Origin of the sequence: Pseudomonas sp. CAU 1711 (assembly GCF_039888625.1) — a bacterium.
GTDB lineage: Bacteria > Pseudomonadota > Gammaproteobacteria > Pseudomonadales > Pseudomonadaceae > Aquipseudomonas.
On record NZ_JBDQQT010000024.1, the window covers coordinates 1 to 25,742 of the forward strand.

Sequence of the window (25,742 nt, forward strand, 5' to 3'; positions counted from 1 at the left end):
TGCGGCGGCCAGAAACACCGAAATGAGCGAGCCATCTGGTCGATTTTGACCCACTGGCCGCTTTCAAAATTGGCGAAGGCCGAAGTCAGCCAGAAAAACCGCTCTACTTCAGACCTTCCCTAGAAATCACCGAAAAACTCTAGTTCCTTGCGGTTTGGAGGTTAATTCTCGACCCCATGGTCTGTTGGCCTGCTCTCCCCCCCTGCAGGAGTTACCCCAGAGAAGTACACGTTTTCCCAAACCGCATAAGCACAAAGTCATAGCGTAAATCATGTCGCTCAGGTCGCATCAGGGCCGGCCAGGAGCGACAGGCCTCATGGGCAGTTTCGCCTGACAGTGGTGACGACAGCGGTTGTCCTCTCGCTGACCATCTGATCCGGCTTGCGCACAATTAGTGCAGCCTACGTAAATGCGAATTGCTTTGTGCTGACCTGGGCAGACATCTTGGGTCAACGCCACTTTGCTGGGTGGTAGTAACTGCATTGAGTTGAGTTGCGGCGCCAGGGGCGTCCTCATCATTCTGGTTGAGTCACTAACCAGAGTTCACGTTATGCCCACTCCACTCAACCTCTTCGATGTCATTAAATACACCGACTCATCACACTTCGCCGTTCAGAGGGCGTGGTGTTTTCATGGCTTTCGAGAGGGTGCTCTACAAAAGCTATCGTCCCCCGTTCAAGGTTTGGGGGAGTGATCCATGCCAACAGTCCTTGAGTCGTCCCACCAAGAGTTCAGATCCTTCGTGGTCGATGCGACTGGCATACAGCATGTCCTGCCAGTCATCGTGACCGAGCATGGAGTTCTGGATCAGTTCGCTCGATACATGCATTTGAATCGCCGAAAGAGCCGTTCTTGGCAGGAGTCTTCGGTTTTTGCAGTGCGGCTGCTGTTGGAGTTCATGGAGGCCAATCATGGTTTCTATGACGAGCCGCGCGCGCTGTTCACTGCGTTTTCAGATGCATTGTTCACGGGTACTGTCTCGAACATCGGCGATCCCTCTGGTCTGTGGTGGAAGCCCAGACAGCCGGATTATGCTGGCAAGCTGATCGGCCACATCACGAAGTTCACCGATTGGCTGGCGGTCGCCAATGAGGACGTCAAGCTGCAACTTAATCCTTGGCGGCAAGCGACTCGGCATGAAGAGCGGCTGAATTGGGCTGCCTACTCGCACCGCAGAGACAATGCGTTCCTATCACATCTTTGGTGTTCTAAGCCGCAGACGAGCCAGTCCAGAGTAGTGCGCTCAAAATCGCTGCCTATGGAGCGGCAAACGCCCGCCAAGGCATTTCCAGAGGAGTACCTTGATCTGTTGGTATCCGAGGGTTTCCGTAGGCGGGCGCGAGACTCGCGCGGGCAGTCAGATCTTCGCAATGTACTGATTACCCTCCTCATGCACTATGGTGGGTTGAGGCTGTCCGAAGCACTGTCGCTGTGGAGTGATGACGTTAGCGTAGAGGCGGGGGAAGTCATCGTCCGTGTGCATCATCCTGAATACGGGTTGGCACCTGGCGGCAAAACCAACCGCGCCGCCTACTTGCAAAATAAATACGGTCTTCAGTCTCGGAATCAGTTGGTAAAAGCTACCGATCCGCTGTTTCTCGGCTGGAAGAATTGTCTGATTACTGACCCTCACCGCCGATGTTTCGAGGTCTTCTTTTACCCCCATCAGTCCGGCCAGGTTTTTGCCAGCATGTGGCGTGACTACCACATGAGAGGGCAGCGCGTTAATCCGAAGGCTGGTGACGAACATCCTTATGCGTTCACCAACAGAGATGGCCAACCCTACTCCCATCGCATGTTTCGCAGGGCTCATAGTCTGGCTATTGAACGCATCGGGCTAGTTCTCGGGAAGACCGAGGGTACGACCCCGCATGGCCATCGTCATGCCTATGGGCAGCGCCTAGCTCGTGATGGTGCCGATCCTCTGTTGATCAAGAACGCCATGCACCATTCATCGATCACGTCAAGCCATATTTATACGCAACCCACAACGATGCGAATGCGCCAGAGTCTCCTTGCCATTGAGTCGCGGCTGCGACTGTTGCACACAGACGAAGCCTCAGGCCGCATGAGAAGGACTGACTGATGTCCGCAAAAAAGAAGAACTTTTATACATATGCAGAGGCTAAGGCCGCAGTTCAGACGCTGAAAATCGAGAGTCAGCCTGAGTATACGAAGCGCTACCGCGAAGATCAGAGGCTTCCGTCTAGCCCTAGGCGGGTATATGCCGACACCGGCTGGGCGGATTGGTACTGCTTCCTCGGCAATACAAAGTTTTCTAGGTACACCTACGCCGAGGCGCAGGCCGCAGCTCAAACGTTAGGCGTCAAGTGCGCCACTGATTACAAGCGGCGCCACTCGGAAGACCCGAGGCTGCCGGGCTGTCCCCGTCGGTTCTATGCAGCCGCTGGCTGGACGGGCTGGCACGGCTTCCTGGGAAAGGCAATGTCTCCCTGGTATACCTACGCCGAGGCGCAGGCTGCAGCACAGGCGCTGGGCATCAAGAACCCGCGTGACTACAAAAAACGCTATCGTGAAGACGTTAGGCTGCCGTCCAAACCCTATCGGATCTATGTTCACACCGGCTGGGCGGGCTGGCACGACTTCCTTGGCACCGAAAAGTCTCCTTGGCACACCTACGCCGAGGCTCAGGCTGTAGTCCAGGCGCTGGGCATTAAGAGCTTGCATGACTACAAAAAACGCCACTCTGAAGACCCTAGGTTGCCGGCTACTCCCAATGGGGTCTATGCCGCTTCAGGCTGGAAGAGCTGGTACGCCTTTCTGGGCAATGAGAAGCTCAGTGATGTGATAGTTGCCTACCCACTCATGTGGGCCGATGTTGAGCAGTGGCTGGAGACTCAAACGGGAATCCCCGGAAAGAGGTCAGGGGTAAAGGCTTTTTTGGCCGGTTTCTATCAGGCTCAGAATTTGCCTGACGATTCCAAATATCTGTTATTTCGAGCCAATTCGTTCAACGCCGTGGCTTACCAGCAATTCATCGAGGCCAAGCCCGAGTCCCTGAAAAAGCCCTATCATCGCGCCGTCATGATGTTTTTCGGCTGGCTGCTGGATAAGTACTGCACTGATGCTGACGCTGATGAGCGCATTGTTCTTCCCGAGTACCGCAATCCCTTTGAGACGGTGCTTGCCGGCTTTGCCGATAGCTTGCAAGTCTATCGGCCAAGCCAGTCCACTAAGCCGCCCCTTGGCTACGAATACATTCTCCGGGCGCGTAACTTCCTCGTGCCGAACGGCGAGCAGGTCTTGCAGACTCAGCCCAGCCTCAAGGACTTGCCCCATCTGCAAGCGTTTTTCGGTAGCGACTGGATTTACGTTGACGAGTCCGTAATCGACCGCAACGATCCGAACTGCATCTGGCGCAGGGTCGAAAAGGCCGACCGCAGGGTTGAGGGGAAGCGCCAACTGGTGAAGAGCTATCAGATTTGGTCACCTGTTCGCTTCGTGGCGCTTTATACGCTGTTGCGTTTCCCACTGCGTGGCCAGCAGATTCTGTGGCTGGATAGCGGCGAGGGGGATAACGAGATCGCCGTTCTGGATGCTGAAAATGGCGGTGTCCGCTGGGAGAAGAACACCGCCCCCTTAGCTGGGAAAGGAAGCAAGAATCGCCGGCCCCAAGCTGTAGTGCAGCGCGGAGACAAGGATGCGCCGAAGCTCTATGTAACCACCAACAAAACCGGGCGAAGCGAAGGCGGCTATGAGGTTGAGTGGATACCTGACGATCTGGTTTATTGGTTTCTGCTGCTGCGTGACTGGCAGACCAAGTACAACCCTCTTAAAGAGCCTACACGCTGGTCTGGCATCAGGCTGCGCGCTGAAACGAATGAAAAGGTTTTGCATGCGCGGGGCACCCAATGTTTTCTGTTTCGCACCTACGGATCGGGTCAGCCGGCGCTCACCACGACTGCCTTCTCCCATACCTTGCCTGCGTTGCTCTACGCGATCCAGCGCCCTGGCGAGAGCCTTGCCAGCGAAAGCCCTGACAGAAAAGCAAACAGTCAGCGCTATATCAGCCCTTACACCCCCCACAGCCTTCGGGTCAGCCTGATTACGGCCTTCATCGCAGATGGCGATGCGCCCATTCATCTGATCTCCAAGTTGGTTGGTCATGCCTCGCTAGTCATGACGATCTACTACACCAAGCTGAACAACCAGCAGATGCGCCGTGCCATGGGGGAGACTGAGAAGCGCGCCGCACAGATTGCCACTGAGCGTCATGCCGAAATTATCAGGACTCAAGGATTGCAGTCGCTTCGCCATGAGTTGATCGCTACGGACGGCAATCGCTCACTGCTTGAGTCCGATGTAACCAATTCTGCGTGCGTAGTGTTCGACTGCGGTATCTGCCCCATGTCAGCCGCCGCATGTCATGTGGGGGGTGAGTCCGTGGTCGAGAGAAAGGTCGAAAACCTTTATGCGCCTGTTGAAGCTGGATATTTGGGACAGAAGAACTGCCCTCGCTGCAGATTCTTCGTTACCGGCGTTCCTTTTCTCGGTGGGCTGGTCGCACTGGCCAATGAACTTGCGTTGGAAATTCACACTGAAAGTGCGCGTTTTCAGGGTTTCTCGGAAGAAGTTAGTCGTTTGGAGCAAGCGTTCTATGACGCTTGCCAGACTAATGAGCCAGATACCCAGCAGGCAAGGCGTAAGCAAATGAACGCCAATCAGCAGCAGAGCGCCGCGAAGCTCGATGGACTGCTTGCTGATTATGTAGCCGTCAATCACTACGTTCAGGGTTGTCTGAAACTCATCAATGAAGGCGAGCAGAGCGGCGAAGGCGAGAATGGCGTCAGACTAATCGCCGGTGGAGATCTTGCCGAGGTTGGTGTCACTTTTGAAGAGTCCAAGACGAACTACCATTTGCTGGCCGAAATCTGCCAGAACGCGACCATCTATCGGTCGGCCAACCCCTCGCGTGCCGTGCCGCTGATCGCCCAGGCCATCGACCGTATGGCCGAGAACAACGGTTTGCTCCCGGCTATGTTCAGGCTCGACGACGAACAGAAGCTGGTCGTTGCAAACGAGATGAATCGGATTCTCCTTCGGCGTTTGGGTTCCTGGGAAAAAATCGGCGACCTGTTCTCGGGCGAACTGATGCTGCTCGACATTGATGCTCATGAGCCGGAGCTGACGCGCATTTCGACCGAGATCAAACAGCTTCTCTCCAATCCGAATAGCGCGCGCCAGTTGACCCACGAGGCCTCTATCAATGAGTGACCAACTTGTCTCGCCGCAGGATACCTACGGACGGCTGATGAGCGAGGCCAGCGATAGCCGCCGAAAGCGCAGCCTAGAAGCCATCAATGAAGCGTGCAGGCTGCTGCATGAGCGGCATTCTTCGGACTTCTCCTACAAGGCCATCATCACACTTGGCAAAGACCGTGGGCTGCCGATTCCCGGCGAGAAGTCCATCGTCAATACGACCGGCGCGCATTACCGGGAACTGATCCAGGCGTGGAAACTCGCGTCGCTGCCCAAGGCCAGTAATACAAAGGCTGATCCAAATGATTGGATCGAACACATCCAAGACCCAGTGCTGCGCATGAGCGTCACTCTGCTTGCCAAGGAATTGCGTGCGCTCAAAGCCAAAGAGGCCCGAAAGGCGAAGCATAGCGCTGCCCCTATAATTTTAGGAGGTGGCACGAGGCAAGCTTTTCCGAGTCAGCCTCGTCTCAATGATGCTGAGTTGGCAGCGCTCAGAGCAGCAATTGATCCGAAAGCTCTAAGGCTTGTCGGATTATCTATCGGTAGTCGTGGCGAAGTTTTTGATGCTCGGGAAAGGATCATCCACAAGTTCGGTTTTCGCGATGCTATTGAGAAAGTTCTAGCGGTGCCGGTGAGGTAAGGGCTGCGTATAGATTGGACTCTTATCTCTCGTATAGTCCGTGCAGTTGTTCTAGTGTGGCGCTACTGCCTTACTCAAAACCTGCAGCCTGGACGAAACTGCTCGTTTTGCTCGGTCGCTAGTAGTTTAGTGGCTGACGCTTTAGAGCATGGTGCGACTTTGTAGCACTCTATACATGAGAAGATAGTTATTGCGTAAACGTTGAACTGAATACTGGGCCAAGTGCTCCAATTGGCAATGTTTCTGCATTTTCTTCAATACGACCAGCCAACACCATGTCTCTCCGGCTTGGGTAATGACGCAGGAGGAAGCGAGCGTCCCGCCGAATACGTTCGGGCAGAGACGCATCGCGAGCTAGCTCGATCAAGAAATCATGTGTTTGTACAACTGCACGGGTACGCTCATGGGGCATGGTCATGTTTTGATCTAGGCTTACGCTGTCAGTTCTTGAGTCAAAGATCTTCAGTTCGAAAGATGTAATGCTGCAGAGAAGATCGTGTGAGTGTTCAGCTGTCCGTCTGGTAGCTGGTCTGCTGAGATGGAGTACGTTCGACCTCCCTCCACTACACACTCGTACCCAAGCTCTTGCCCTTGCTCGTTAAGGATCGCGCTGACCTCCAGCAGCGGTTCCATCATCCAGCGCCCCGTCTTGTTTATGTGCGCTGGGCTCACGAGTTGGGCCTGTTCAATCCAGGCATGATCGCTTTTTGCTCCCACGATCTGCTCAAGCAATGGGAGGGTGGGAACCATCAGCATGCTTTGAAAGGCCTCCTTGCCATCATCCTCGACCAACTGAAGGTAGAACCATGGCCAGGCCACCTCTTGCTCGACAAATGACCAGAACTGCACGCCATCTGGACCATTGGAGAGTCCAGGAAGCAGCTCCGCATTGCGATTGGTCTTAAACACCTTTGGCTCCTTGATGGGATGTAATCACCGATTGATGAGCAATATTTTTGTAGTCATATATTTTTCGTCAACGCAGCATCTTTCTATTTTGCGGGGGCGCGAAGTGGAAGTCTGTGATGCGTTCAGTTGCGGATTTCAGAGTATCGTGTCCCGCCGTTTTGGTTGGTCGTGATCGGTCATTTCGCTAAGGCATGACCCCGCCCCATTTTTTATGGGAGGTCCCATGATCAATGACGTACAACTAGGCTGACGGCAGTGAAAAATACTAATCAGCCACACTGGCCTCCTATTAATCGAATCTTAATGCTGTAGTCCATGTGGCGTTCAGTTTCATGTAGGTCCTTTGGCTTGAAGTCGCGTCGCGAAAAATTAACGATCTCCGAGTCAGAGAATCCATACTCCTGCATCTTCTTCAATGTGCACGAACATAGTCCAGGTGATGTCCCTTGCGCTTTAGAAGCGGACTCGCACCTTTTAACAAGCTGCTGAACTCCAGTTTCCCCAGCAATGGCTCCTGACTGCAGAAGCATTGCAAGTGCAATAGAAGCAGTTATGCCAATAGCCCTCATGTCTACATATCCTTTTTTAACTGATTGCTTATCGGGAATTAATTGTTTTTATTTGAGTTACAGCGGATTGAGAGGCCGGCATTTGTAGGAAGATGACCCTTCAATTCAGTGGCGGGTGGCGCCATCTCATGGGGTCATGTTCTACCAAATTCACAGTATACTGTGAAGACCTGGAGCGGCGTCGCCCAGATAGTCCTCCCTTTTGGGGGGGCATCTGTGGAAGTCGAACTGGCGTTCGGAAAGGTCTTGCGCAGACGTCGTGTCGAAGCAGGGCTCACCCAGGAGCGATTGGCTCATGAGGCAGAATTGCAGCGTAACTATGTCAGCTTGATGGAGCGGGGCATCCATCAGCCAACGATCACCACCTTGATCAAGCTGGCCATCCCCCTGGGCTGCACGGCAGCTGAGATCGTCGACGAGGTGGAAAGGATCGTGGCAGACCAACGCTCAACACCTGCTGTTTAGGTCTATCAGGTTCGATCTTTTAGAAGACGCACAGGTCCTAGAAGGCTTCCATGTCTGTCGCACAAGCCATCTCAAATCGAGTCAAGCGCATGAAGAAGGGCAAGCCTTTCGTGCGCAACGTCTTCGGAGAGTTGGGGTCGCGTGCAGCGGTCGATAAAGCGCTCTCCAGGCTAGTGCAGTTAGGTTGTCTGGAGCGTGTAGCCCGCGGTGTCTATATGCGCCCCAAGCTAAGCGAGTACACCAGCCAGCTGGTAAAACCTAGTCCGCTAGCAATCATGCATGTCCTTTCCAAGGCGAATGGAGAGACGATTCAGATACATGGAACTGAGGCCGTGCGCAGGTTGGGGCTCAGCACGCAGATGCAGGTGGTGCCGGTCTACTACACCAGCGGCAGAACCCGAGAAATCAAGGCCGGCAATGCTGTGGTTCGTCTCAACCATGTTTCCAGTGATCGCTTGCAGCATGTCGGGAACAAGGTAGGCCTGGCGCTCACAGCGCTTTACTACCTCGGTAAAGATGGGGCGTGTCCCCACGTGCTTTCCAAAATAGCCGATACCCTGAGCCCGGACGAATTCACCACGCTGCTTGCCTGCAGAATGCCCAAATGGATGCGGGCGGCATTGGCTCCTTTCGCTGAAGAAGCATCACTGGCGGTGTCTTCGGGGCGCTAGGGAAGGTCTGAATTAGACCGGTTTTTCTGGCTGACTTCGGCCTTCGCCAATTTTGAAAGCGGCCAGTGGGTCAAAATCGACCAGATGACTCGCTCATTTCGGTGTTTCTGGCCGCCGCAAGCACCTCGCGGCAGCCATTTTCCGTATTACAGACGCACCTCTCCTGCATTCGCCAGCAAATGTCGACGCACCATCCACAGGTTCGATAGCGCAAACAACGTCACCAGTTGCGCGGTGTTCTTGGCCAAGCCACGGAAGCGCACCTTGGTGTAGCCGAACTGGCGCTTGATCACCCGGAACGGATGCTCGACCTTAGCCCGAACCTGCGCCTTGGCCTTCTCGATCTTGCGCTTGGCTTCGTACAGCGGGCTGCTCTTGTCCAGCTTCTTGTAGGTACTGCGGCGGGCGGCGATCTGCCAGATGACTTCCCGGCCCTCATGCTCGGGACGCTTCTCGACACCGGTGTAACCCGCGTCGGCACCGACCATGTTTTCCTCGCCATGCAGCAGTTTGTCGACCTGGGTAACGTCTGCAACGTTGGCAGCCGTCCCCACCACGCTGTGCACCAGGCCCGACTCGGCATCGACGCCGATGTGAGCCTTCATGCCGAAGTAATACTGGTTGCCCTTCTTGGTCTGATGCATTTCCGGGTCGCGCTCGCCGTCCTTGTTCTTGGTCGAACTCGGCGCATGAATCAACGTGGCGTCGACGATGGTGCCCTGGCGCAGCGACAGACCACGGTCACCCAAATAGCCATTGATCACCGCCAGAATCCCTGCCGCCAACTCATGCTTCTCCAGCAGACGGCGGAAGTTGAGGATGGTGGTTTCATCGGGAATACGCTCCAGGCTCAGCCCGGCAAACTGACGCAGGATGGTCGTCTCGTACAGCGCCTCCTCCATCGCCGGATCGCTGTAGCCGAACCAGTTCTGCAGCAGATGAACCCGCAGCATCGCCATCAGCGGATACGCTGGGCGACCGCCTTCACCCTTCGGGTAATGCGGCTCGATCAAGGCGATCAACCCCTTCCACGGCACCACCTGATCCATCTCGATCAGGAACAACTCCTTGCGGGTCTGCTTGCGCTTGCCGGCGTATTCGGCGTCGGCGAAGGTCATCTGCTTCATCGGAAAACTCGGGCAACGGGAGGATCGGTGTATTTCACCAGATTCGGGAAGTCTTCTTCAGAGTTTCCCTAGCCAAAGCTCCCAGCACACCAGACCGAATGGATCGCAATGTTGGGTTGTGACCATTTGGCTCAAGTGGGGTGCAACTTCATCGAAGCTATGTATTTGTGCTGTCAAGTTAAATGCAAAGGCAGTACATTTGCGTGACTTTTTTGACGAGGCCCTGCCATGTCACGCCTTAAGGACGAAACCCTTTCGATCCGCACCTCCGCTGAGATCAAGCAGCTTTTGCGTATGGCGGCTGATCGCGAACGCCGCTCGGTGGCATCGATGGTCGAGATTTTGGTGCTGGAGTACGCACGTAATCATGACTTGAGTCTGAACCACCCAGGCGGGGAGCCCAAGACGAATGCTTGATGTGGCTCTGATTCGCCACAGGTAGCCGCCTATCCGCCACATCGAAGCCTCTATGACGGCAGGACTGACTCATGACTATCACCGAACACCAGATCGAGCAGGACTTGCTCGCCAAGCTCGGCGACCTCAAGTACGGCTATCGCCCCGAGATTCGGGACCGCGCCGGGCTCGAAGCCAACTTTCGCGAAAAGTTCCAGCAGCTCAACCGCGTCAACCTCACCGATGAGGAGTTTGCGCGCCTGCTGGAAGAGATTGTTACCCCCGACGTGTTCACCGCCGCGCAAACGCTGCGTACACGCAATAGCTTCATCCGCGAAGATGGCACGCCGCTGAACTACACCCTCGTCAACATCGAAGACTGGTGCAAGAACAGTTTCGAGGTTGTAAATCAGCTGCGAATCAATACCGACAACAGCCACCACCGTTTTGACGTCATCCTGCTCATCAACGGTGTGCCGGTCGTGCAGATCGAACTAAAGACGCTGGGCATCAACCCACGCCGCGCTATCGAGCAGATAGTCGAATACAAGAACGACCCTGGTAACGGTTTCAACCGCACACTGTTGTGCTTCATGCAGGTGTTTATCGTCAGCAACCAGCACTCCACCTACTACTTCGCAAACAACAACACCCGGCACTTTAGTTTTAACGCCGATGAGCGCTTCTTACCTATTTACCAATTTGCTGAATTGGATAACACCAGGATCACCGGGCTGGATGATTTTGCCGATGCCTTTCTGCCCAAGTGCACGCTCGGCCAGATGATCAGCCGTTACATGGTGCTGGTCGCCAGTGAGCAGAAATTGCTCATGATGCGGCCCTATCAGATCTATGCCGTCAAAAACATCGTCAAGTGCATCGAAGAAAACAGTGGAAACGGCTATGTCTGGCACACCACTGGCAGCGGTAAGACGCTTACCAGCTTCAAGGCCGCCACCCTACTAAAGGCCAATCCCAACATCGAAAAATGCCTGTTTGTGGTTGACCGCAAAGACCTCGACCGGCAAACCCGTGAGGAATTTAACCGTTTCCAAGAAGGCTGTGTCGAAAGCAACACCAATACAGGTGAACTCGTCCGTCGCATGCTGTCGGAAGATGCGGCCGACAAGGTCATCGTCTGCACCATTCAAAAGCTTGGCCTGGCGTTGGACGAGGGCAGCAGACGCAACAAAAGCCGCGAGAAGCGTGGACTTGCAACTTATGCCGAGCAGCTCGAAGCGCTTCGCGATAAGCGTATCGTCTTCATCTTTGACGAATGCCACCGTTCGCAATTCGGCGATAACCATCAGGCCATTAAGGCGTTCTTCCCCAAGGCCCAGCTTTTTGGCTTTACCGGCACGCCAATTTTCGAGGCCAATGCCAGCATTAAGCAGATCAGTGGCGAAGAGAAGACGCTAAAGACCACGCAGGATTTGTTCCAGCAATGTCTGCACGAATACACCATTAGCGATGCCATCGATGATCGCAATGTCTTGAAGTTCCACGTCGACTACTACAAACCCGACGGCAAGAACCCACCCAAGCCGGGTGAAACCCTGGCCAAGCGCGCCGTCGTCGACGCCATCCTCGCCAAGCACGATGCGGCGACTGGGGCGCGTAAGTTCAACGCGATTCTGGCCACGGCCTCCATCAATGACGCCATCGATTATCACGCGCTATTTGAAGAGGTTCAGGCTGAAAAGCAGCAGGCCAACCCCGGCTTCGTGCCGCTCAATATTGCTGCGGTGTTCTCTCCGCCAGGTGACGTGGGCACTGATGTGCGGCAGTTGCAAGAAGATCTGCCGACCGAGCTGGAAGACAACAAGCAGGAGCCGGATGCTAAGAAGGCGGCGCTGCAGGCGATTATCGCTCGCTACAACGCCCGCTTCGATACGAACCATCGCATTGAGGAATTCGACCTCTACTATCAAGACGTGCAGCAGCGCATCAAGGATCAGCAATGGCCGGATGCCGACCTGCGTAAGGCCAACCCCAAGTCCCAGCAGCACAAGATCGACATCACAATAGTCGTCGACATGCTGCTCACCGGCTTTGACAGCAAGTACCTCAACACGCTCTACGTTGATAAGAGCCTCAAGCACCATGGCCTCATTCAGGCCTTCAGTCGCACCAACCGCGTGTTGAATGACACCAAGCCCTTCGGCCACATCCTCGACTTCCGTGGGCAGCAGGACGCAGTGGACGCTGCCATCGCGCTTTTCTCCGGCGCGAAGGCCGATGAGGCGCGCACAATCTGGTTGGTGGACAAAGCCCCTGCCGTCATCGAAAGGCTGCAAGAAGCCGCCCTCGGCCTGCACAGCTTCATGGAGGCATACGGGCTTTCAGGCAAACCCCAGGAGATTGCCACGCTCAAGGGCGACGAAGCCCGCATCGGCTTTGTCGAAGCCTTCAAGAAGGTGCAGAAGCTGCAAACCCAGCTCGACCAGTACACCGACCTTACCCCCGAGCAGGAAGCCGCTATCCAGGCCATCCTACCGCCGGACGAACTCAACGCCTTCCGCGGCCAATACCTGGAGACGGCCAGGCGCCTGCGGGACGAGCGCGCCAAGCCAGACGATGCCAAGCGTGAGGAGCTGGAGCAGCTCGATTTCGAGTTCGTACTCTTCGCCTCCGCCACCATCGATTACGACTACATCATGAGGTTGATCGCCGACTTCTCCACCAAGAAGCCTGGCAAAGCCACAATGAGCCGCGAACAACTGGCCAACCTTATCGCGAGCGACGCCAAATTTATCGATGAGCGTGACGACATCACCGAATACGTGATGAGCCTCAAGGCCGGCGAGGGCTTGGACGAGCGCGCCATCCGCGCCGGCTATCAGCAATTCAAGGCAGTAAAAGCCGCCCGCGAACTGACCGAGCTCGCGGCCAAACACGGGCTACCCACTGCGGCACTGCAGAGTTTCGTGGACGAGATACTGGAACGCCGCATCTTCGACGGCGAACAGCTCACCGAATTGCTCGCCCCGCTGGATCTGGGGTGGAAGGCGCGCACGCAAAAGGAACTGGTCTTGATGAGCGAGCTGGCACCGATGCTGAAGAAGCGCGCAGGAGGCAGGGATATCTCGGGCCTCCAGGCGTACGAGGATTGATCAATGGAGAAAGAAAATAAGGCAGCGTTAGTGCCGAAGTTGCGATTTCCGGAGTTTCGGAATAAAGGCCCATGGAGTCGATTGCTCCTGAGCGAACTGCTTCGCGAACGTAAGCAACGAAATCGAGACTTGAGGTTTGGTCCCAGTGAAGTGTTATCTGTATCCGGTGATCATGGGTGTGTAAATCAAATCGAGCTTCTGGGCCGCTCTTATGCAGGCACCAGCGTCAAGGAATACCATGTTGTTGAAACAGGAGACCTTGTTTACACCAAGAGCCCGCTCAAAAGAAATCCCTATGGAATCATTAAAGAAAACAAAGGCAAACCGGGTATTGTTTCTACACTCTATGCCGTTTACCACGTAACCGGAATTGGGCATTCGGCTTATTTAGATCATTTCTTCTCCAGCGACTACAACCTGAATAGTTATTTGCAGCCTATTGTAAGAAAGGGCGCGAAAAACGACATGAAGGTGAACAATGCAGCTGTGTTGACTGGGGAGATATGGGTTCCCCAAATGAAAGAGCAGCGAAAGATCGCCGACTGCCTGAACTCACTGAACGAGTTGATTGCCGCTCAAAGGCGGAAAGTCGAGGCCTTGAAGACTTACAAGCGTGACCTAATTCAACAACTCTTTCCCCTCGAAGGTGAAACTCTTCCCCGCCTCCGCTTTCCCGAGTTCCACAATGCGCCGGCATGGAAGTCGACAACGTTGGATGCCCTGGTTGATTTCCAGTCTGGCGGTACTCCTTCGAAAGCCAATCCTGCATTCTGGAATGGTTCAATTCCATGGGTCTCCGCTAAAGATATGAAGCGACTCTTCCTAGATGACTCGGAAGATCACATCTCGGCTTCCGCTGTCAGCGATGGAGCTAAATTGGTCCCCGCGGGTACAGTGCTCTTGCTAACGCGAGGCATGACCTTACTTAAAGATGTGCCCATTTGCGTACTACGCCGCAAGATGAGCTTTAATCAAGACGTAAAAGCCCTGCGCCCAAAGGGCAAAACAGAAGCTCTCTTTGTAGCGTTCTTACTTCTTGGAAATAAACGGCGCTTATTGAAGATGGTCGATATTGCTGGGCACGGAACTGGCAAGCTAAATACAGACGAACTGAAGGCTCTAAAGCTAACAATTCCAACGCTAGCTGAGCAGCAGCGGATCTCCGAATGTATCTCGTCCTTGGATGTTCAAATTGAAGCCGAGGCGGAAAAGCTCGTTGTACTTAATGCCCACAAAGATGGCCTGATGCAGAAAATCTTTCCGTCCTTGGAGGGCGCTAAATGACACTCGACGCAATCGCCAAGGCACTTAGGGACGATGCTGCGCGGATCACGCTTGCATATGCCTTTAACGCAACCGGCAAGACACAGCTCAGCGTGGCGTACAAGAACGCGACCAAGCAAGTAGATGGCACCCACACGGGGGTCTACTACAACGCCTACAGCGAAGACCTATTTGTTTGGGACAATGACGAAGAGAACAATGGCGCGGATATCCAGCTGACCGTACTGCCCAGCAGCCTCAGCAAATTTCACACCCTGCTAACTGAAGACAATATCCGCGACAAGCTTAAGGCCTACAAACCCAAGTTCGGGTTTGCGCTCAATCTGTACGAAGACGACCCAGAAAGGGGGATTGAGTCGGTTTCATTCTTCATTCCGAACCCCAACCCGGACGAGCCTCAGAGGCCCATCAAGTTGTCGCGTGGCGAAGAGCGCATCTTCGTTTGGTGTTTCTTTCTTGCGCTGTTCGAGGTCGAGGGTTGGGCCGACAAGCAGTCGAGCCACTTTTTTATCGATGACCCAGTGTCTAGCCTCGATGATCACAACATTTTTGTCACAGCTGCGACGCTGTTCGATCTCATCGAGAGTCAGTTCGAGAAGCGCAAGATAATCGTCACCACGCACCATATAGGTTTGTTTTCGATTCTAAGTGATTGGCTTAACAAGGGTGAGAAAAGCAGTAAGTTCAAGAGGCACACAAAACAATACATTCTCAGTGCGAAATCGGGCGAACTTGAGCTGGAGAAGTGTGAGAAGGACGTGTTCCTGTACCACCTGCGAGTGCTCCAGGTGCTGACCACCGCCCACAAAGCCAATGAGATCCGGGCATACCACTTCGCAATGCTCCGACAGGTTTTGGAGAATGTGGCGTCGTTTCTCGGCGTCGGGCAGTTTAGTTATGTGCTGAATCAAATCGGTATCACTGACCCCAATCGGGTGGCGGATATCGTCAATGCCCTATCGCACAAGAAGGTCTACTACTACGAGTCAGACATCGTTGTTCAAGATAACTTGGATATTTTCGATGAAGTAATGAAAAGGCTCATTGAAAAGTACAACTTCGTTTTACATGCGGATGCGGCCTGACGCATGAGCGAACTGATCCTCTATACCACCGAAGACGCGCGCAGTCGGATCAGGCTGCGAGCCAAGGATCCGACGGTCTGGCGTTTTCCGCTGCTCACCCATGCCGGCAAGGTGAGTCACACGCAAATGGAACGTGCCGCCACTGCGCTTTATCTCGATTATGACCAGCGCCGCAAACAGGAGCAGGCACGTCAGGCCAACGCGCAGGACGAAGCCGAACTCAAGGCGCTGGAAAACACACTTCAGAAACGACACAAACTATGACCGAACAAGACCAGAAACAGCTAGGCAAAACCCTCTGGGCGATTGCCGACCAATTGCGCGGATCGATGAACGCCGACGATTTCCGCGATTACATGCTGTCCTTCCTCTTCCTGCGCTACCTCTCGGACAACTACGAACAGGCCGCCAAGCGGGAGCTGGGGCCGGATTATCCGGACGTGGCGCCAGACGTGATGGAACAGACCGAAGCCACGACACCGCTGCAAATCTGGTACGAAGAGAACGCCAGCGACGTGGACGCGTTCGAGAGGCAGATGCGCCGCAAGGTGCACTATGTGATCAAGCCCGATTACCTGTGGGGCAACATCGTTCAACTGGCCAAGACCCAGAGCGACAAGCTGCTCGATACCCTGCAATGGGGTTTCAAGTACATCGAGAACGAGTCCTTCCAGAGCAACTTCCAAGGCTTGTTTTCGGAGATCAACCTCACGTCCGACAAGCTCGGTCGCAAGTACGAGGATCGCAATGCCAAGCTGTGTTCGATCCTCTCGGAGCTAGCGCGCGGCATGTCGCTGTTCTCTACCGACTCCGACACGCTGGGCGATGCCTACGAGTACCTGATTGGCCAATTCGCGGCAGGCTCGGGCAAGAAGGCGGGCGAGTTCTACACCCCTCAGCAAGTCTCGAACATTCTCTCGGCCATCGTCACGCTCGACGGCCAGGCGCCCGAGACCGGCCCCCGCAAGAAGCTGGAGAGCGTGTTCGACTTCGCCTGTGGCTCGGGCTCGCTGCTGCTGAACATCCGGCACCGTATGAGGGACGCGGGTGGTAGCATCGGCAAGATCTACGGGCAGGAATACAACATCACTACCTACAACCTGGCACGCATGAACATGCTGCTGCACGGGGTGAAGGACACCGAGTTCGATATCTACCACGGCGATACGCTGACCAATGCTTGGGATTTTCTGCGCGAGACCAATCCGGCGAAGAAACCGCAGTTTGACGCGGTAGTAGCCAATCCGCCGTTCAGCTATCGCTGGGACCCGAGCGATGCCATAAGCGAGGATATGCGCTTCAAGAACCATGGCGTGGCCCCCAAGAGCGCGGCGGACTTCGCCTTCCTGCTGCACGGGCTGCACTACCTCAAAGACGATGGCGTGATGGCCATCATCCTGCCGCACGGCGTGCTGTTCCGGGGGGGGGCGGAAGAGCGCATTCGCCGCAAACTGCTGCAGGATGGACACGTCGATACCGTGATCGGGCTGCCGGCCAATCTGTTTTATTCAACTGGCATCCCGGTTTGTATTCTCGTGCTGAAGAAGTGCAAAAGATCGGACGATGTGCTGTTTATCAACGCGGCCGAACACTTCGAGAAGGGTAGGCGGCAGAATCAGCTAGCAGACCGACATATCGACAAGATTGTCGAGACCTACAAGCAACGTCCCTCGGAAGTGCCGCGCTATGCGCGCCGGGTAAACATGCAGGAGATCGAGAAGAACGATTTCAACCTAAATATCTCGCGCTACGTCAGCACGGCGGTGGCCGATGAAGAAATAGACCTGACGGCCGTGCATACCGAGCTTGTGGCACTAGATCAGAAGATCAAGACGGCCACCGATAAACACAATGAATTCCTCAAGGAGCTTGGGCTACCACTGCTACCCTACGGTTCTGAGGTATCACGGTAAAAACCACCTATGGCGATTTGGTTGATCCCCAGTGGGCTCGAACGGCAGGTTCAAACCCCTATAAGAATTTGAACCCAATAAACCACCGGTCCACCGCCAAATAATATCGCGGAAAGTCAGTAAATAACTTTCCGCACTTTTTACGTTCGAGCATGCGCACAACGTACCCGTCGGCGTTTGTCACGGGCTTGAGGTCAGGGCATCGCATGGGCTTTCGACCTCGGTGGGAAGCTTTCAATGAGGGGTTCAGTTATGGAACAGGCCGAATCTGTCACTGATATGTTTTGCGATGTTTGTGGCAACAGCATGCGTGTTGAAGGGTGTGGGGTGCAATTCGGAACCCTTCGCGCCGGTTGGGGACTTGGCTCGGCTCATGGTGGCGAGTGTTATGAAGTCCATCTGTGCGAACTTTGCTTTTTCAGGACCCTGGCAGGCTTGAAGCGCGAGCGAATGGTGAACTCGATGTTCAGTGCCAGCGATGAGGACTTGAGCCGTTTCGGTCTTGTTGCGCGCGATGATTCTTCCATCGTTTGAGTAAGCTCAGAGCTCTCAATGCATCGTTCATTTTTTGTACAAGCGGAGTGTGGTTTGCTCAAGGCTCTGATAGTGCTTTTAGGAGTGCACAAAACATTGATGCTCAAAAGTAGTCCAATAGTAAGGTCATAAAAATCAATGACTTGCTTTTCATGTGCTTCTTTTTTGTATGATGGCAGGATAACTACCATTGAGATGTACACCCAGCCGCAGAAGAAATTCCGCGCCCGCGACGAGGCCGAGGTGCTGGAGGACATCCGCCGCGCCGGCGAACGGTTGATCGTGCAGCGGGTGTTCCTCGCCGACGGCGATGCCCTGGTGCTGCCGACCCGGCGCCTGCTGAACATCCTGCATGCGATTCGCCAGCACATGCCCGAGGTCGAGCGCGTCTCCAGCTACTGCCTGCCGCGCAACCTGCGCAAGAAGTCGGTGGCGGAACTCAAGGAACTGGCCGACGCCGGCCTGAAGATGGCCTATGTCGGCTGCGAGTCCGGCGACGACGAGGTGCTGGCACGGGTCAACAAGGGCGAGACCTTCGACTCCAGCCTCAGCGCCCTGGACAAGCTCGGCCAGGCCGGCATCACTCGCTCGGTGATGATCCTCAACGGCCTCGGCGGCAGCGCCCTGAGCGCGCAGCACGCCGACAACTCGGCGCGCCTGATGAACGCCGCCCAGCCCGAATACCTGTCTACCCTGGTGGTCAGCTTCCCCCTGGGCGAGGCGCGCTTTCGCGAGGGCTTCGCCGATTTCCAGCCGCTCGACCAGCAGCAACTGTTCCGCGAAGTCGAGCGCCTGCTGCAGGGCCTGGAGCTGAACGACACCGTGTTCCGCAGCGACCACGCCTCCAACTACCTGGTGCTCAAGGGCAACCTGGGCGCCGACAAGGCGCGCCTGCTGGCCCAGGTGCGCCAGGCCATCGAGCGCCCCGAGCAGGCCAGGCTACGCCAGGAATGGCAGCGCGGCCTGTGATCTCAAGGGTTGGCGCGGAAGCTGCTAAGTTCTTCTATCCGCCGGTTTTCCGTCGCCGGCAGGGAGGAACTGCAATGCGTAGCCTGATTCTGCTGCTGGCGCTGTGTGCGCTCGGTGGCTGCATGAAGACCAGCGACCTGGCCGCCGGCGCCGAATACCACCTGCGCGACGTCGGCGTGCTGGACCACAGTGACACCCGCCGCTCCGCCTCCTGGCGCCTGCAGGCCGACTCCTTCGTGTTCATCGCCCAGGGCCACTACGACCCGCCCGGCGGCGCCAAGCCACGCCCCAACGTGGTGGCCGACGAGGCCTTCAAGGCCTTCGTCGAATACTTCCCCCTGGTACGCCGCTCGCCCACGCCGCTGGGCCTGGATCAGGCGATGATCGCGGCGCGCGAGGCTGGCGCCCACTACCTGCTGTACACCCGCTTCGCCGCCGCCGATGACCGCATCGGCACCCTCGAGGAGTGGGAGGATCAAGAGGCCGTGGACCGTCTCGGCATCGACACCGGGGTGATCCAGCTGATGCTGATCGAGACCGGCACCCGCTATCTGGTGGATACCGCGCGCATCCGTAATCGCGGCGGAATCCTGACGTTCTACGACAACCAGCCCGCCGACCAGCTGCGCGCGCCGTTCGCGCAGTACGCGCGCACCCTGCTGGGCGTCAGCGCGCGCTGAGGCCATACTGGCGGCTGTACGCAAGGAGAAAACGCATGACCGACCCGGGCAAGGCCGGCGACCTGCTGGCGCAGATTCCCAAGGGCGAGGGCAAGGGCCTGCCGCCGGTGCACCTGTGGAACCCGGACTTCTGCGGCGACATCGACATGCGCATCGCCCGCGACGGCACCTGGTACTACCTGGGCACGCCGATCGGGCGCAAGCCGATGGTCAAGCTGTTCTCCACCATCATCCGCCGCGACGACGACAAGTACTTCCTCATCACCCCGGTGGAGAAGGTCGGCATCACCGTCGACGACGCGCCGTTCGTCGCCGTGACCCTGCAGGTGGAAGGTGAAGGGGAAGGGCAGGTGCTGCGCTTCACCACCAATGTCGATGAGGAAGTCGAGGCCGGTGCCGAGCACCCGCTGCGGGTGGAGCTCGACCCGCAGACCCAGGAGCCCGCGCCCTACCTGCACGTGCGGCGCAATCTGGAGGCGCTGGTGCATCGCAACGTGTTCTACCAGCTGGTCGAACTGGCGGTGCCGCGCGAAGTGGCCGGGCAAACCTGGCTCGGCGTGTGGAGCGGCGGCGAGTTCTTCCCGATCGGTCCGCAGCCCGAATAGCTGCGCGGCGCAATTCAGCAGTAGCGAGCCACGGCCTCGGCCAGATCGGCGGCGAGCCCAGCCCCGGGCGCCCGCTGTTCATCGCCCGGGCGGTATTTGCCGGTGCGCACCAGGCAGGCCTGCAGGCCGACCTCCTGCGCGCCGAGAATATCGGCCTCCACGTCGTCACCTATCATCAGCGCCTGCTCCGGCGCGACGCCCAGGTCCTCCAGGGCGGCGCGGAAGAAGCTCGGCGCCGGCTTGCCCAACACCAGGGCCTCGGTGTCGGCCGCATACTCCAGGGCGCGGACGAAGGGGCCGGCGTCCAGATGCAGCTCGCCCCCGGCGCTGAAGTAGCGGTTCGCGCCCATGCAAATCAGCGGCATGCCCTGGATTAGCAGCTGGAAGGCCCGGTTCAGGTGGGCGTAGTCGAAGCGCGCCTCGGCATCGCCGATGACCACGGCATTGGGCGACGGATCGTCCAGCGGCATGCCGAACTCCTCCTCCAGCGCCGTGTGGATCAGGCAGTAGGGCCTGAGCTGGTGCTTGCGCAGGTGCCGCAGCACCGCCTGCGGCGCGCTGAACACCTGCTCCAGCTGCACATCGAAGCCGATCGAGGCGAGCTTGGCGTGCGTGGCGGCGCGGGACCTGCGCGACGCATTGGTCACCAGGCGGAAGGGGATGCCCCGGACGCGCAGGCTCTTCAGCGCCTCCACGGCGCCGGGCAGTGGCAGATCGTCTTCGTAGAGCACGCCATTGATATCGAGCAGCAGCGCCTGCGGCATGGGGCATCCTCCGGGTGAGGTAGCGGTTTCCAAAAAACCTAGGTCGTGGGATGTGAGGTGCAAGGTTCAGAGTAGATGGGTGGCGAGCTGAGCTAGGGGGTACCGTTCAGGGGCGATCTGTCCCAGTGGTTGTGGCCTGGTTATCAGGAGGCCTGCGTGATTCCGCAGTTGTATAACGCGCGGCGCTTCAACTGTGAGTTGTCGAGCTATCCGCTGTTGTTGGCGATGGAGGAACGCTGTTTGGCGCTGGATGCCTTCGAGGCCGCAGCCCCCGAGGCGCAGCCCGACGCGGTGCTCTAGTTTCCTCTCCCGTTTATGGGAGAGGGTTAGGGGGAAGGCGCTTTTGCTTCTGCGCGCTTTCGTGCCGCTGCTGGTTTTCGTGTTGGCTTCGGCAGTGGTTCCGCCCTGCTGGGCGGGTTCCTTTTGGCAGTCGCCCCAAAAGGAACCAAAAGGGATTGCCCCGCCATCCGGCCCTACGCTTCGCTTCGGGTTCGTTCGCTCCATCGCCGTTACAGAGGCACGCCGCGAAGGGCCATCCATGGCCCATCGCGTCTCTCGCGGCATCCATGCCGCTCAACCCCTTCTACGACGATTCCGCTCACCCTCCTGAAGGGGCGTTTGGCGCTGCCTGAATGTCCTCAGTAGCAGATGGTTCCCACGCTCCGCGTGGGAACCCATCCCGTGACGCTCCGCGTCACAGAGCCGCCTGCAGCACAAAACAAGCAATCGGCGCAGAGCGCCAAAGACTGCATTCCCACGCAGAGCGTGGGAACGATCAATGCGCGCAGCGCCAAGAAAAAACCACCAAGCACCTCGGAGCCCGAGTCCCCGTCAGGAGGCCGAGTGGAGGTGTTGCGCAGGGGGACGCGAGGCAGGACGCCGAGCGAGGAACGAAGGGGCAGGGACGCCCCTTCGTGACGGCCCCCGGAGCAGCACCGGAGGGAGGGAAGTCTGGCGGCACAGCCGCCAGACCCGGATGTCGGGGTGGCCTTCTCTTTGGTTACTTTCTCTTGGCCAGGCAAGAGAAAGTGACTCGCCGTAAGGGCGAAAGGGGCTATTCATTCAGTTCAGTGGCTTGGGAAATAAATCAGTCCCCTTTTCCCCGAGGCCGAACTGGCAGTGATCACCGACGACGTGCCGATGGGCGCCACATCGGCCGAGGCGGGCGACCATATCCGCCTGCTGCTGCTGGTCAACGACGTGTCGCTGCGCAACCTGATCCCCGGCGAACTGGCCAAGGGCTTCGGCTTCTACCAGAGCAAGCCGTCGTCCAGCTTCTCGCCGGTGGCGGTGACCCCGGACGAGCTGGGCGACGCCTGGAAGGACGGCAAGGTGCATCGCCCGCTGGTCTCGCATATCAACGGCGCGCTGTTCGGCCAGCCGGATGCCGGCGTGGATATGACCTTCAACTTCCCGACCCTGGTCGCCCACGCCGCCAAGACCCGCCCGCTGGGCGCCGGCACCATCATCGGCTCGGGCACCGTGTCCAACTATGACCGCAGCGCCGGTTCCTCCTGTCTGGCCGAGAAGCGCATGCTGGAGATCATCGAACAGGGCGAGGCCAAGACGCCGTTCCTCAAGTTCGGCGACCGGGTACGCATCGAGATGTTCGACGTCAGCGGCCAGAGCATCTTCGGCGCCATCGACCAAACCGTGGAGAAATACCAGGCGTAGGCTGGGTAGAGTGCAGCGAAACCCAGCGCCAACCCAGCTGGGTTTCAGCGCACCAGGCGCTTCTACCCAGCCTACGTTCAAGCAGCAATGCAGGTGGCCTTATGCTGACCCTCTATTCCTACTGGCGCTCCAGCGCCGCCTACCGCGTGCGCATCGCCCTCGGCCTCAAGGGCCTGGCCTACCGCCAGGTGCCAGTGCATCTGGTCAAGGACGGCGGCCAGCAGCACGCCGCCGAATACCAGGCGCTCAACCCGCAGGAACTGGTGCCGCTGCTGGTCGATGAGGCCAATGATGGGGTGCGCATCGCCCAGTCGCTGGCCATCCTCGAATACCTCGACGAGGTGTTCCCGGTGCCGGCGCTGCTGCCGGCCGAACCGGCCCAGCGCGCCCAAGTGCGCGCCCTGGCCCTGCATATCGCCTGCGATATCCACCCGCTGAACAACCTGCGCGTGCTGCAGTATCTGAGCGCCGAGCTGGGCGCCTCGGACGAGGCGAAGAATGCCTGGTACCGGCACTGGGTGGAGAAGGGCTTGGCGGCGGTGGAGCAGGGGCTGGCACCGCTCAAGGGCGATCTGTCGCTGGGCCAGCGCCCCGGCTATCTGGAGGCCTGCGTGATTCCGCAGCTGTATAACGCGCGGCGCTTCGCCTGTTCTCTGGAGGCTTTTCCGCGCCTGCTGGCGATGGAGGAACGCTGCCTGGCCCTCGATGCCTTCAAGGCTGCCGCACCCGAAGCCCAGCCCGACGCGGTGCTTTAACCCCCTCTCCCTCTGGGAGAGGGGCAGGGGTGAGGGGGCTGCCCTGATACTCCGCGCTGCCTGCTGAAACTTTCGTGCCACTGCTGATTTTCGTGTCGGCAGCGGCATCGGTTCCGCCCTGCTGGGCGGGTCACTTTTGTCAGTCGCGACAAAAGTAACCAAAAGCGCTTGCCCCAGCATCCGGCCCTTCGCTTCGCTCCGGGTTCGTTCGCTCCATCGCTGCTCCGAGGGTCGGCGTACAAGGGGCGTCCATGCCCCTTTACGCCTTTCGCCGCATCCATGCGGCTCACCCCTCTACGCAACGATTCCGCTCACCCTCCTGAAGGGGCGTTTGGTGCTGCCTGACAGTTCGACGAATTGGCACGCGAAGCGTGGCGGCGATCAATGCGCGCAGCGCAAAGAAAAACCACCAGGCAACTCGGAGCCCGAGTCCCCGTCAGGAGGCCGAGTGGAGGTGTTGCGCAGGGGGACGCGAGGCAGGACGCCGAGCGAGGAACGATGGGACAGGGACGTTCCATCGTGACGGCCCCCGGAGCAGCACCGGAAGGAGGGAACCCCGCCGCAGGCGGGGCCGGATGTCGGGGTGGCCTTCTCTTTGGTTACTTTCTCTTGGCCAGACAAGAGAAAGTGACTCGCCGTAAGGGCGAAAGGGGGTGATTCGTTCAGCTCAGTGGCTTGGAGTGAGTTTTCCCCGTTTGCATACGTAGCGGTTCTGGTCAGTAGCTACATTCCTGCGAGGAACCGTTTGAACAACTCTCCGTACTGTGAGGTCGGGACTTCAGAGAGTTGATTCCCGTGGCGAATGAAAAATACTCCGCCAAAGTTAGATGGATCGCTCTGGGCGCTCGTCTCAAATACGAATATGGTTTTATTGTAGTACCTAACCGACTTCACATTGCGCGCTACATAGTCGCGGAGGGGTTCTGACAGATTAGATGACTTAATTCTGGTCGTCAGTTCCATAAATAGATCGTCGAGAGATTTATTAAGTGCCGTAGCCTCATGCTCAACACCAGTGATAAAGAAACGATCGAACGGCGTAGGATCGACGCCATAGAGCTTATTCACCCGCTGAGCGTCAGCTTCCGTGTCAGCAACGCCAACCAGCACATAGCCACGGACGCCTTTTCGGATATTTGCGATGCCGGCGAGGGTCTTCAAGATCTTGTCGAAGCTGTCCTCATCAAAGCTATTCTTGCCGTCGAGACGTAGAAAACCCTGCTTAAAGTCATATGAGGCTTGCTCGGTGTACGACTGCGTCAGGATGTTCTCCATCTGCGTTATCCAGCGTACCCGAGCAGGATCGTAACCTTGCGAAGGGCCGAACGCGGCGCTATAGATGCCTGCCGTAGCGTTTACTGACCTCTCGCGATCATCGGCGCCCCAGCGACCACCCTCAGGCACGGTAATCTGTTTTCCACTACCGTCCATTAGTTTAACCAGTTGGTCTTGGTCTACGACCTCTTGGTTCTGTACCACGATAAGTTTATGTAGCGCCAGAAAAACGACCTGAAAGTAACGCGGCGCACGCGGAGGTTGCGAGCCAAAGAGGAGCTGGCCTAACGTTTTGTCACTACGGCTTAGTGTGAGCTTAAGTTGATCCAATACACGCTGGAAGTCCGATGCGACCACTTCGACAGAGTGTTTTTGCGTGGCAATCTCAATCTGCTCATATCGCACCTGAGAGCCTTCACCCTCGCTGTAGCCGAAGAAGTCGTCCAGCGCTTCACTGCGAGATGGTGGCTTGGAGTCGAGGGTCATAAAGGCGAGTACATCAGCCACAACCTCCTCGTCGCGGGATTCGCGAACCTGCTCCTTCGTCAGTACGCCTTGCTTGATCCAGAACATCTCGTCTACATCGATGCCGTAGTCGAGTTCCCTGTTCGTTATCGAAATTTTCTTCATCTCATTCAGCGGTAGCTCGTCGGACGAAGAGACGTCACCTCGTACCTTGGAGGCGATATAGCGCACTGCCTGTGCGAAGTGGCCAGTACTGCCAGCGATCCGGAGTTCTTGGCGCGAGAGCTTCCGACCACCTGAGTTGATCCTGCGGAATACTTCATCGACTTCACCGTCACCAGCAAACTCGTAAATCGACAGCGGAATGGTGTATGAGGCGATCGCCACGCACGCATCGCGCGGCAGGAGCGGCTCACGCTGTTTGAGCTTTCCGGCATCCAGTAGAGCCTTAGGGAAGGTCTGAACTAGACCGGTTTTTCTGGCTGACTTCGGCCTTCGCCAATTTTGAAAGCGGCCAGTGGGTCAAAATCGACCAGATGGCTCGCTCATTTCGGTGTTTCTGGCCGCCGCAAGCACCTCGCGGCAGCCATTTTCCGTATTACAGACGCACCTCTCCTGCATTCGCC

Annotated in this window: 20 protein-coding genes and 3 pseudogenes; 18 read left to right on the forward strand and 5 right to left on the reverse strand. The window is 57.1% G+C overall.

All coding sequences use genetic code 11. The features are described 5' to 3' along the window. Positions 1-697: 697 nt before the first annotated feature. From gmtY to gmtX, 3 genes are read left to right on the forward strand one after another with little or no spacing between them, the layout of a single operon-like run. Positions 698-2,086, forward strand: a complete 1,389-nt coding sequence (gene gmtY / locus AAFN46_RS20010; RefSeq protein WP_347810455.1) for a gamma-mobile-trio recombinase GmtY — start codon at positions 698-700, stop codon at positions 2,084-2,086. After that, entirely contained in the window at positions 2,086-5,235 is a 3,150-nt protein-coding gene (locus AAFN46_RS20015; protein WP_347810456.1) for a VPA1269 family protein, read from the forward strand. Before gmtY ends, AAFN46_RS20015 begins: the two co-directional genes overlap by 1 nt. Beyond that, positions 5,228-5,863 carry a gamma-mobile-trio protein GmtX gene (gmtX, locus tag AAFN46_RS20020; RefSeq protein WP_347810457.1) on the forward strand — a complete coding sequence of 212 codons (636 nt, stop codon included), beginning with the start codon at positions 5,228-5,230 and terminating at the stop codon, positions 5,861-5,863. The genes AAFN46_RS20015 and gmtX overlap by 8 nt, the downstream gene beginning before the upstream one ends. A gap of 187 nt (positions 5,864-6,050) precedes the next feature. Here gmtX and AAFN46_RS20025 read toward each other — a convergent pair whose 3' ends face one another. Then, on the reverse strand, positions 6,051-6,281 hold the full coding sequence (locus AAFN46_RS20025) for a BPSL0761 family protein (RefSeq protein WP_347810458.1): 231 nt from the start codon (positions 6,279-6,281) through the stop codon (positions 6,051-6,053). Between the two features lie 44 nt (positions 6,282-6,325). Continuing rightward, a complete protein-coding gene (locus AAFN46_RS20030; protein ID WP_347810459.1) occupies positions 6,326-6,772 on the reverse strand; it encodes a hypothetical protein in 447 nt (148 codons plus the stop codon). A gap of 785 nt (positions 6,773-7,557) precedes the next feature. Between AAFN46_RS20030 and AAFN46_RS20035 the strand changes: the two genes are divergently transcribed. Continuing rightward, complete coding sequence (locus AAFN46_RS20035; protein ID WP_033936531.1) at positions 7,558-7,806, forward strand: helix-turn-helix transcriptional regulator; 249 nt, start codon at positions 7,558-7,560, stop codon at positions 7,804-7,806. A gap of 50 nt (positions 7,807-7,856) precedes the next feature. After that, on the forward strand, positions 7,857-8,477 hold the full coding sequence (locus AAFN46_RS20040) for a DUF6088 family protein (protein WP_347810460.1): 621 nt from the start codon (positions 7,857-7,859) through the stop codon (positions 8,475-8,477). Positions 8,478-8,623: 146 nt separating this feature from the next. Here the strand turns inward: AAFN46_RS20040 and AAFN46_RS20045 are convergent, their stop codons facing one another. Then, the gene (locus AAFN46_RS20045) at positions 8,624-9,604 is read right to left on the reverse strand and encodes an IS5 family transposase (protein WP_347810461.1); all 981 of its coding nucleotides are present in this window, start codon (positions 9,602-9,604) and stop codon (positions 8,624-8,626) included. A gap of 228 nt (positions 9,605-9,832) precedes the next feature. On the opposite strand from AAFN46_RS20045, the gene AAFN46_RS20050 reads away from it, so the two are divergent. The 10 genes and pseudogenes from AAFN46_RS20050 (at position 9,833) to AAFN46_RS20095 (ending at position 20,183) form a co-directional block, all read left to right on the forward strand. After that, positions 9,833-10,021 (forward strand): hypothetical protein, encoded by a 189-nt coding sequence (locus AAFN46_RS20050; RefSeq protein WP_048521040.1) that lies wholly within the window; start codon positions 9,833-9,835, stop codon positions 10,019-10,021. A gap of 71 nt (positions 10,022-10,092) precedes the next feature. Beyond that, positions 10,093-13,113, forward strand: coding sequence for a type I restriction endonuclease subunit R (locus tag AAFN46_RS20055; protein ID WP_347810462.1), 3,021 nt, complete (start codon positions 10,093-10,095; stop codon positions 13,111-13,113). A gap of 3 nt (positions 13,114-13,116) precedes the next feature. Beyond that, entirely contained in the window at positions 13,117-14,397 is a 1,281-nt protein-coding gene (locus tag AAFN46_RS20060; RefSeq protein WP_347810463.1) for a restriction endonuclease subunit S, read from the forward strand. After that, positions 14,394-15,482, forward strand: a complete 1,089-nt coding sequence (locus AAFN46_RS20065; protein ID WP_347810464.1) for an AAA family ATPase — start codon at positions 14,394-14,396, stop codon at positions 15,480-15,482. Before AAFN46_RS20060 ends, AAFN46_RS20065 begins: the two co-directional genes overlap by 4 nt. A 3-nt stretch (positions 15,483-15,485) precedes the next feature. Then, the gene (locus AAFN46_RS20070) at positions 15,486-15,746 is read left to right on the forward strand and encodes a hypothetical protein (protein WP_347810465.1); all 261 of its coding nucleotides are present in this window, start codon (positions 15,486-15,488) and stop codon (positions 15,744-15,746) included. Further along, entirely contained in the window at positions 15,743-17,395 is a 1,653-nt protein-coding gene (locus AAFN46_RS20075) for a type I restriction-modification system subunit M (protein WP_347810466.1), read from the forward strand. Before AAFN46_RS20070 ends, AAFN46_RS20075 begins: the two co-directional genes overlap by 4 nt. 252 nt (positions 17,396-17,647) lie before the next feature. Further along, a complete protein-coding gene (locus AAFN46_RS20080) occupies positions 17,648-17,929 on the forward strand; it encodes a hypothetical protein (RefSeq protein WP_347810467.1) in 282 nt (93 codons plus the stop codon). 192 nt (positions 17,930-18,121) lie between these two features. After that, positions 18,122-18,898, forward strand: a pseudogene (locus AAFN46_RS20085) (radical SAM protein); the annotation flags it as partial. 74 nt (positions 18,899-18,972) lie between these two features. Then, positions 18,973-19,578, forward strand: coding sequence for a DUF4823 domain-containing protein (locus AAFN46_RS20090; protein WP_347810468.1), 606 nt, complete (start codon positions 18,973-18,975; stop codon positions 19,576-19,578). Between the two features lie 35 nt (positions 19,579-19,613). After that, a complete protein-coding gene (locus AAFN46_RS20095) occupies positions 19,614-20,183 on the forward strand; it encodes a DUF1285 domain-containing protein (RefSeq protein WP_347810469.1) in 570 nt (189 codons plus the stop codon). Positions 20,184-20,197: 14 nt separating this feature from the next. Here the strand turns inward: AAFN46_RS20095 and AAFN46_RS20100 are convergent, their stop codons facing one another. Then, positions 20,198-20,947 carry a TIGR01458 family HAD-type hydrolase gene (locus AAFN46_RS20100; RefSeq protein ID WP_347810470.1) on the reverse strand — a complete coding sequence of 250 codons (750 nt, stop codon included), beginning with the start codon at positions 20,945-20,947 and terminating at the stop codon, positions 20,198-20,200. Positions 20,948-21,082: 135 nt separating this feature from the next. Here AAFN46_RS20100 and AAFN46_RS20105 point away from each other — a divergent pair. The 3 genes and pseudogenes from AAFN46_RS20105 to maiA form a co-directional block, all read left to right on the forward strand. After that, positions 21,083-21,247: pseudogene (locus tag AAFN46_RS20105) on the forward strand (maleylacetoacetate isomerase); the annotation flags it as partial. Between the two features lie 810 nt (positions 21,248-22,057). Then, positions 22,058-22,621 (forward strand): annotated as a pseudogene (locus tag AAFN46_RS20110) (fumarylacetoacetate hydrolase family protein); the annotation flags it as partial. Positions 22,622-22,722: 101 nt separating this feature from the next. Next, positions 22,723-23,376: a maleylacetoacetate isomerase gene (maiA, locus tag AAFN46_RS20115; protein WP_347810471.1), complete on the forward strand. Its 654-nt coding sequence runs from the start codon at positions 22,723-22,725 to the stop codon at positions 23,374-23,376. A 723-nt stretch (positions 23,377-24,099) separates the two neighbouring features. On the opposite strand, the gene AAFN46_RS20120 is transcribed toward maiA, so the two are convergent. Next, a complete protein-coding gene (locus AAFN46_RS20120; RefSeq protein WP_347810472.1) occupies positions 24,100-25,503 on the reverse strand; it encodes a hypothetical protein in 1,404 nt (467 codons plus the stop codon). Between the last annotated feature and the right edge of the window lie 239 nt (positions 25,504-25,742).

What these genes read in the sequence shown, in the direction of transcription:
- AAFN46_RS20090 (WP_347810468.1), top strand. Translation starts at nt 18,973, where the DNA reads ATGCGTAGCCTGATTCTGCTGCTGGCGCTGTGTGCGCTCGGTGGCTGC.
- AAFN46_RS20070 (WP_347810465.1), top strand. Translation starts at nt 15,486, where the DNA reads ATGAGCGAACTGATCCTCTATACCACCGAAGACGCGCGCAGTCGGATC.
- AAFN46_RS20025 (WP_347810458.1), bottom strand. Translation starts at nt 6,281, where the DNA reads ATGACCATGCCCCATGAGCGTACCCGTGCAGTTGTACAAACACATGAT.
- AAFN46_RS20050 (WP_048521040.1), top strand. Translation starts at nt 9,833, where the DNA reads ATGTCACGCCTTAAGGACGAAACCCTTTCGATCCGCACCTCCGCTGAG.
- AAFN46_RS20015 (WP_347810456.1), top strand. Translation starts at nt 2,086, where the DNA reads ATGTCCGCAAAAAAGAAGAACTTTTATACATATGCAGAGGCTAAGGCC.
- gmtX (WP_347810457.1), top strand. Translation starts at nt 5,228, where the DNA reads ATGAGTGACCAACTTGTCTCGCCGCAGGATACCTACGGACGGCTGATG.
- AAFN46_RS20095 (WP_347810469.1), top strand. Translation starts at nt 19,614, where the DNA reads ATGACCGACCCGGGCAAGGCCGGCGACCTGCTGGCGCAGATTCCCAAG.
- maiA (WP_347810471.1), top strand. Translation starts at nt 22,723, where the DNA reads ATGCTGACCCTCTATTCCTACTGGCGCTCCAGCGCCGCCTACCGCGTG.
- AAFN46_RS20065 (WP_347810464.1), top strand. Translation starts at nt 14,394, where the DNA reads ATGACACTCGACGCAATCGCCAAGGCACTTAGGGACGATGCTGCGCGG.
- AAFN46_RS20075 (WP_347810466.1), top strand. Translation starts at nt 15,743, where the DNA reads ATGACCGAACAAGACCAGAAACAGCTAGGCAAAACCCTCTGGGCGATT.
- AAFN46_RS20080 (WP_347810467.1), top strand. Translation starts at nt 17,648, where the DNA reads ATGGAACAGGCCGAATCTGTCACTGATATGTTTTGCGATGTTTGTGGC.
- AAFN46_RS20045 (WP_347810461.1), bottom strand. Translation starts at nt 9,604, where the DNA reads ATGAAGCAGATGACCTTCGCCGACGCCGAATACGCCGGCAAGCGCAAG.
- AAFN46_RS20100 (WP_347810470.1), bottom strand. Translation starts at nt 20,947, where the DNA reads ATGCCGCAGGCGCTGCTGCTCGATATCAATGGCGTGCTCTACGAAGAC.
- AAFN46_RS20055 (WP_347810462.1), top strand. Translation starts at nt 10,093, where the DNA reads ATGACTATCACCGAACACCAGATCGAGCAGGACTTGCTCGCCAAGCTC.
- AAFN46_RS20040 (WP_347810460.1), top strand. Translation starts at nt 7,857, where the DNA reads ATGTCTGTCGCACAAGCCATCTCAAATCGAGTCAAGCGCATGAAGAAG.
- gmtY (WP_347810455.1), top strand. Translation starts at nt 698, where the DNA reads ATGCCAACAGTCCTTGAGTCGTCCCACCAAGAGTTCAGATCCTTCGTG.
- AAFN46_RS20060 (WP_347810463.1), top strand. Translation starts at nt 13,117, where the DNA reads ATGGAGAAAGAAAATAAGGCAGCGTTAGTGCCGAAGTTGCGATTTCCG.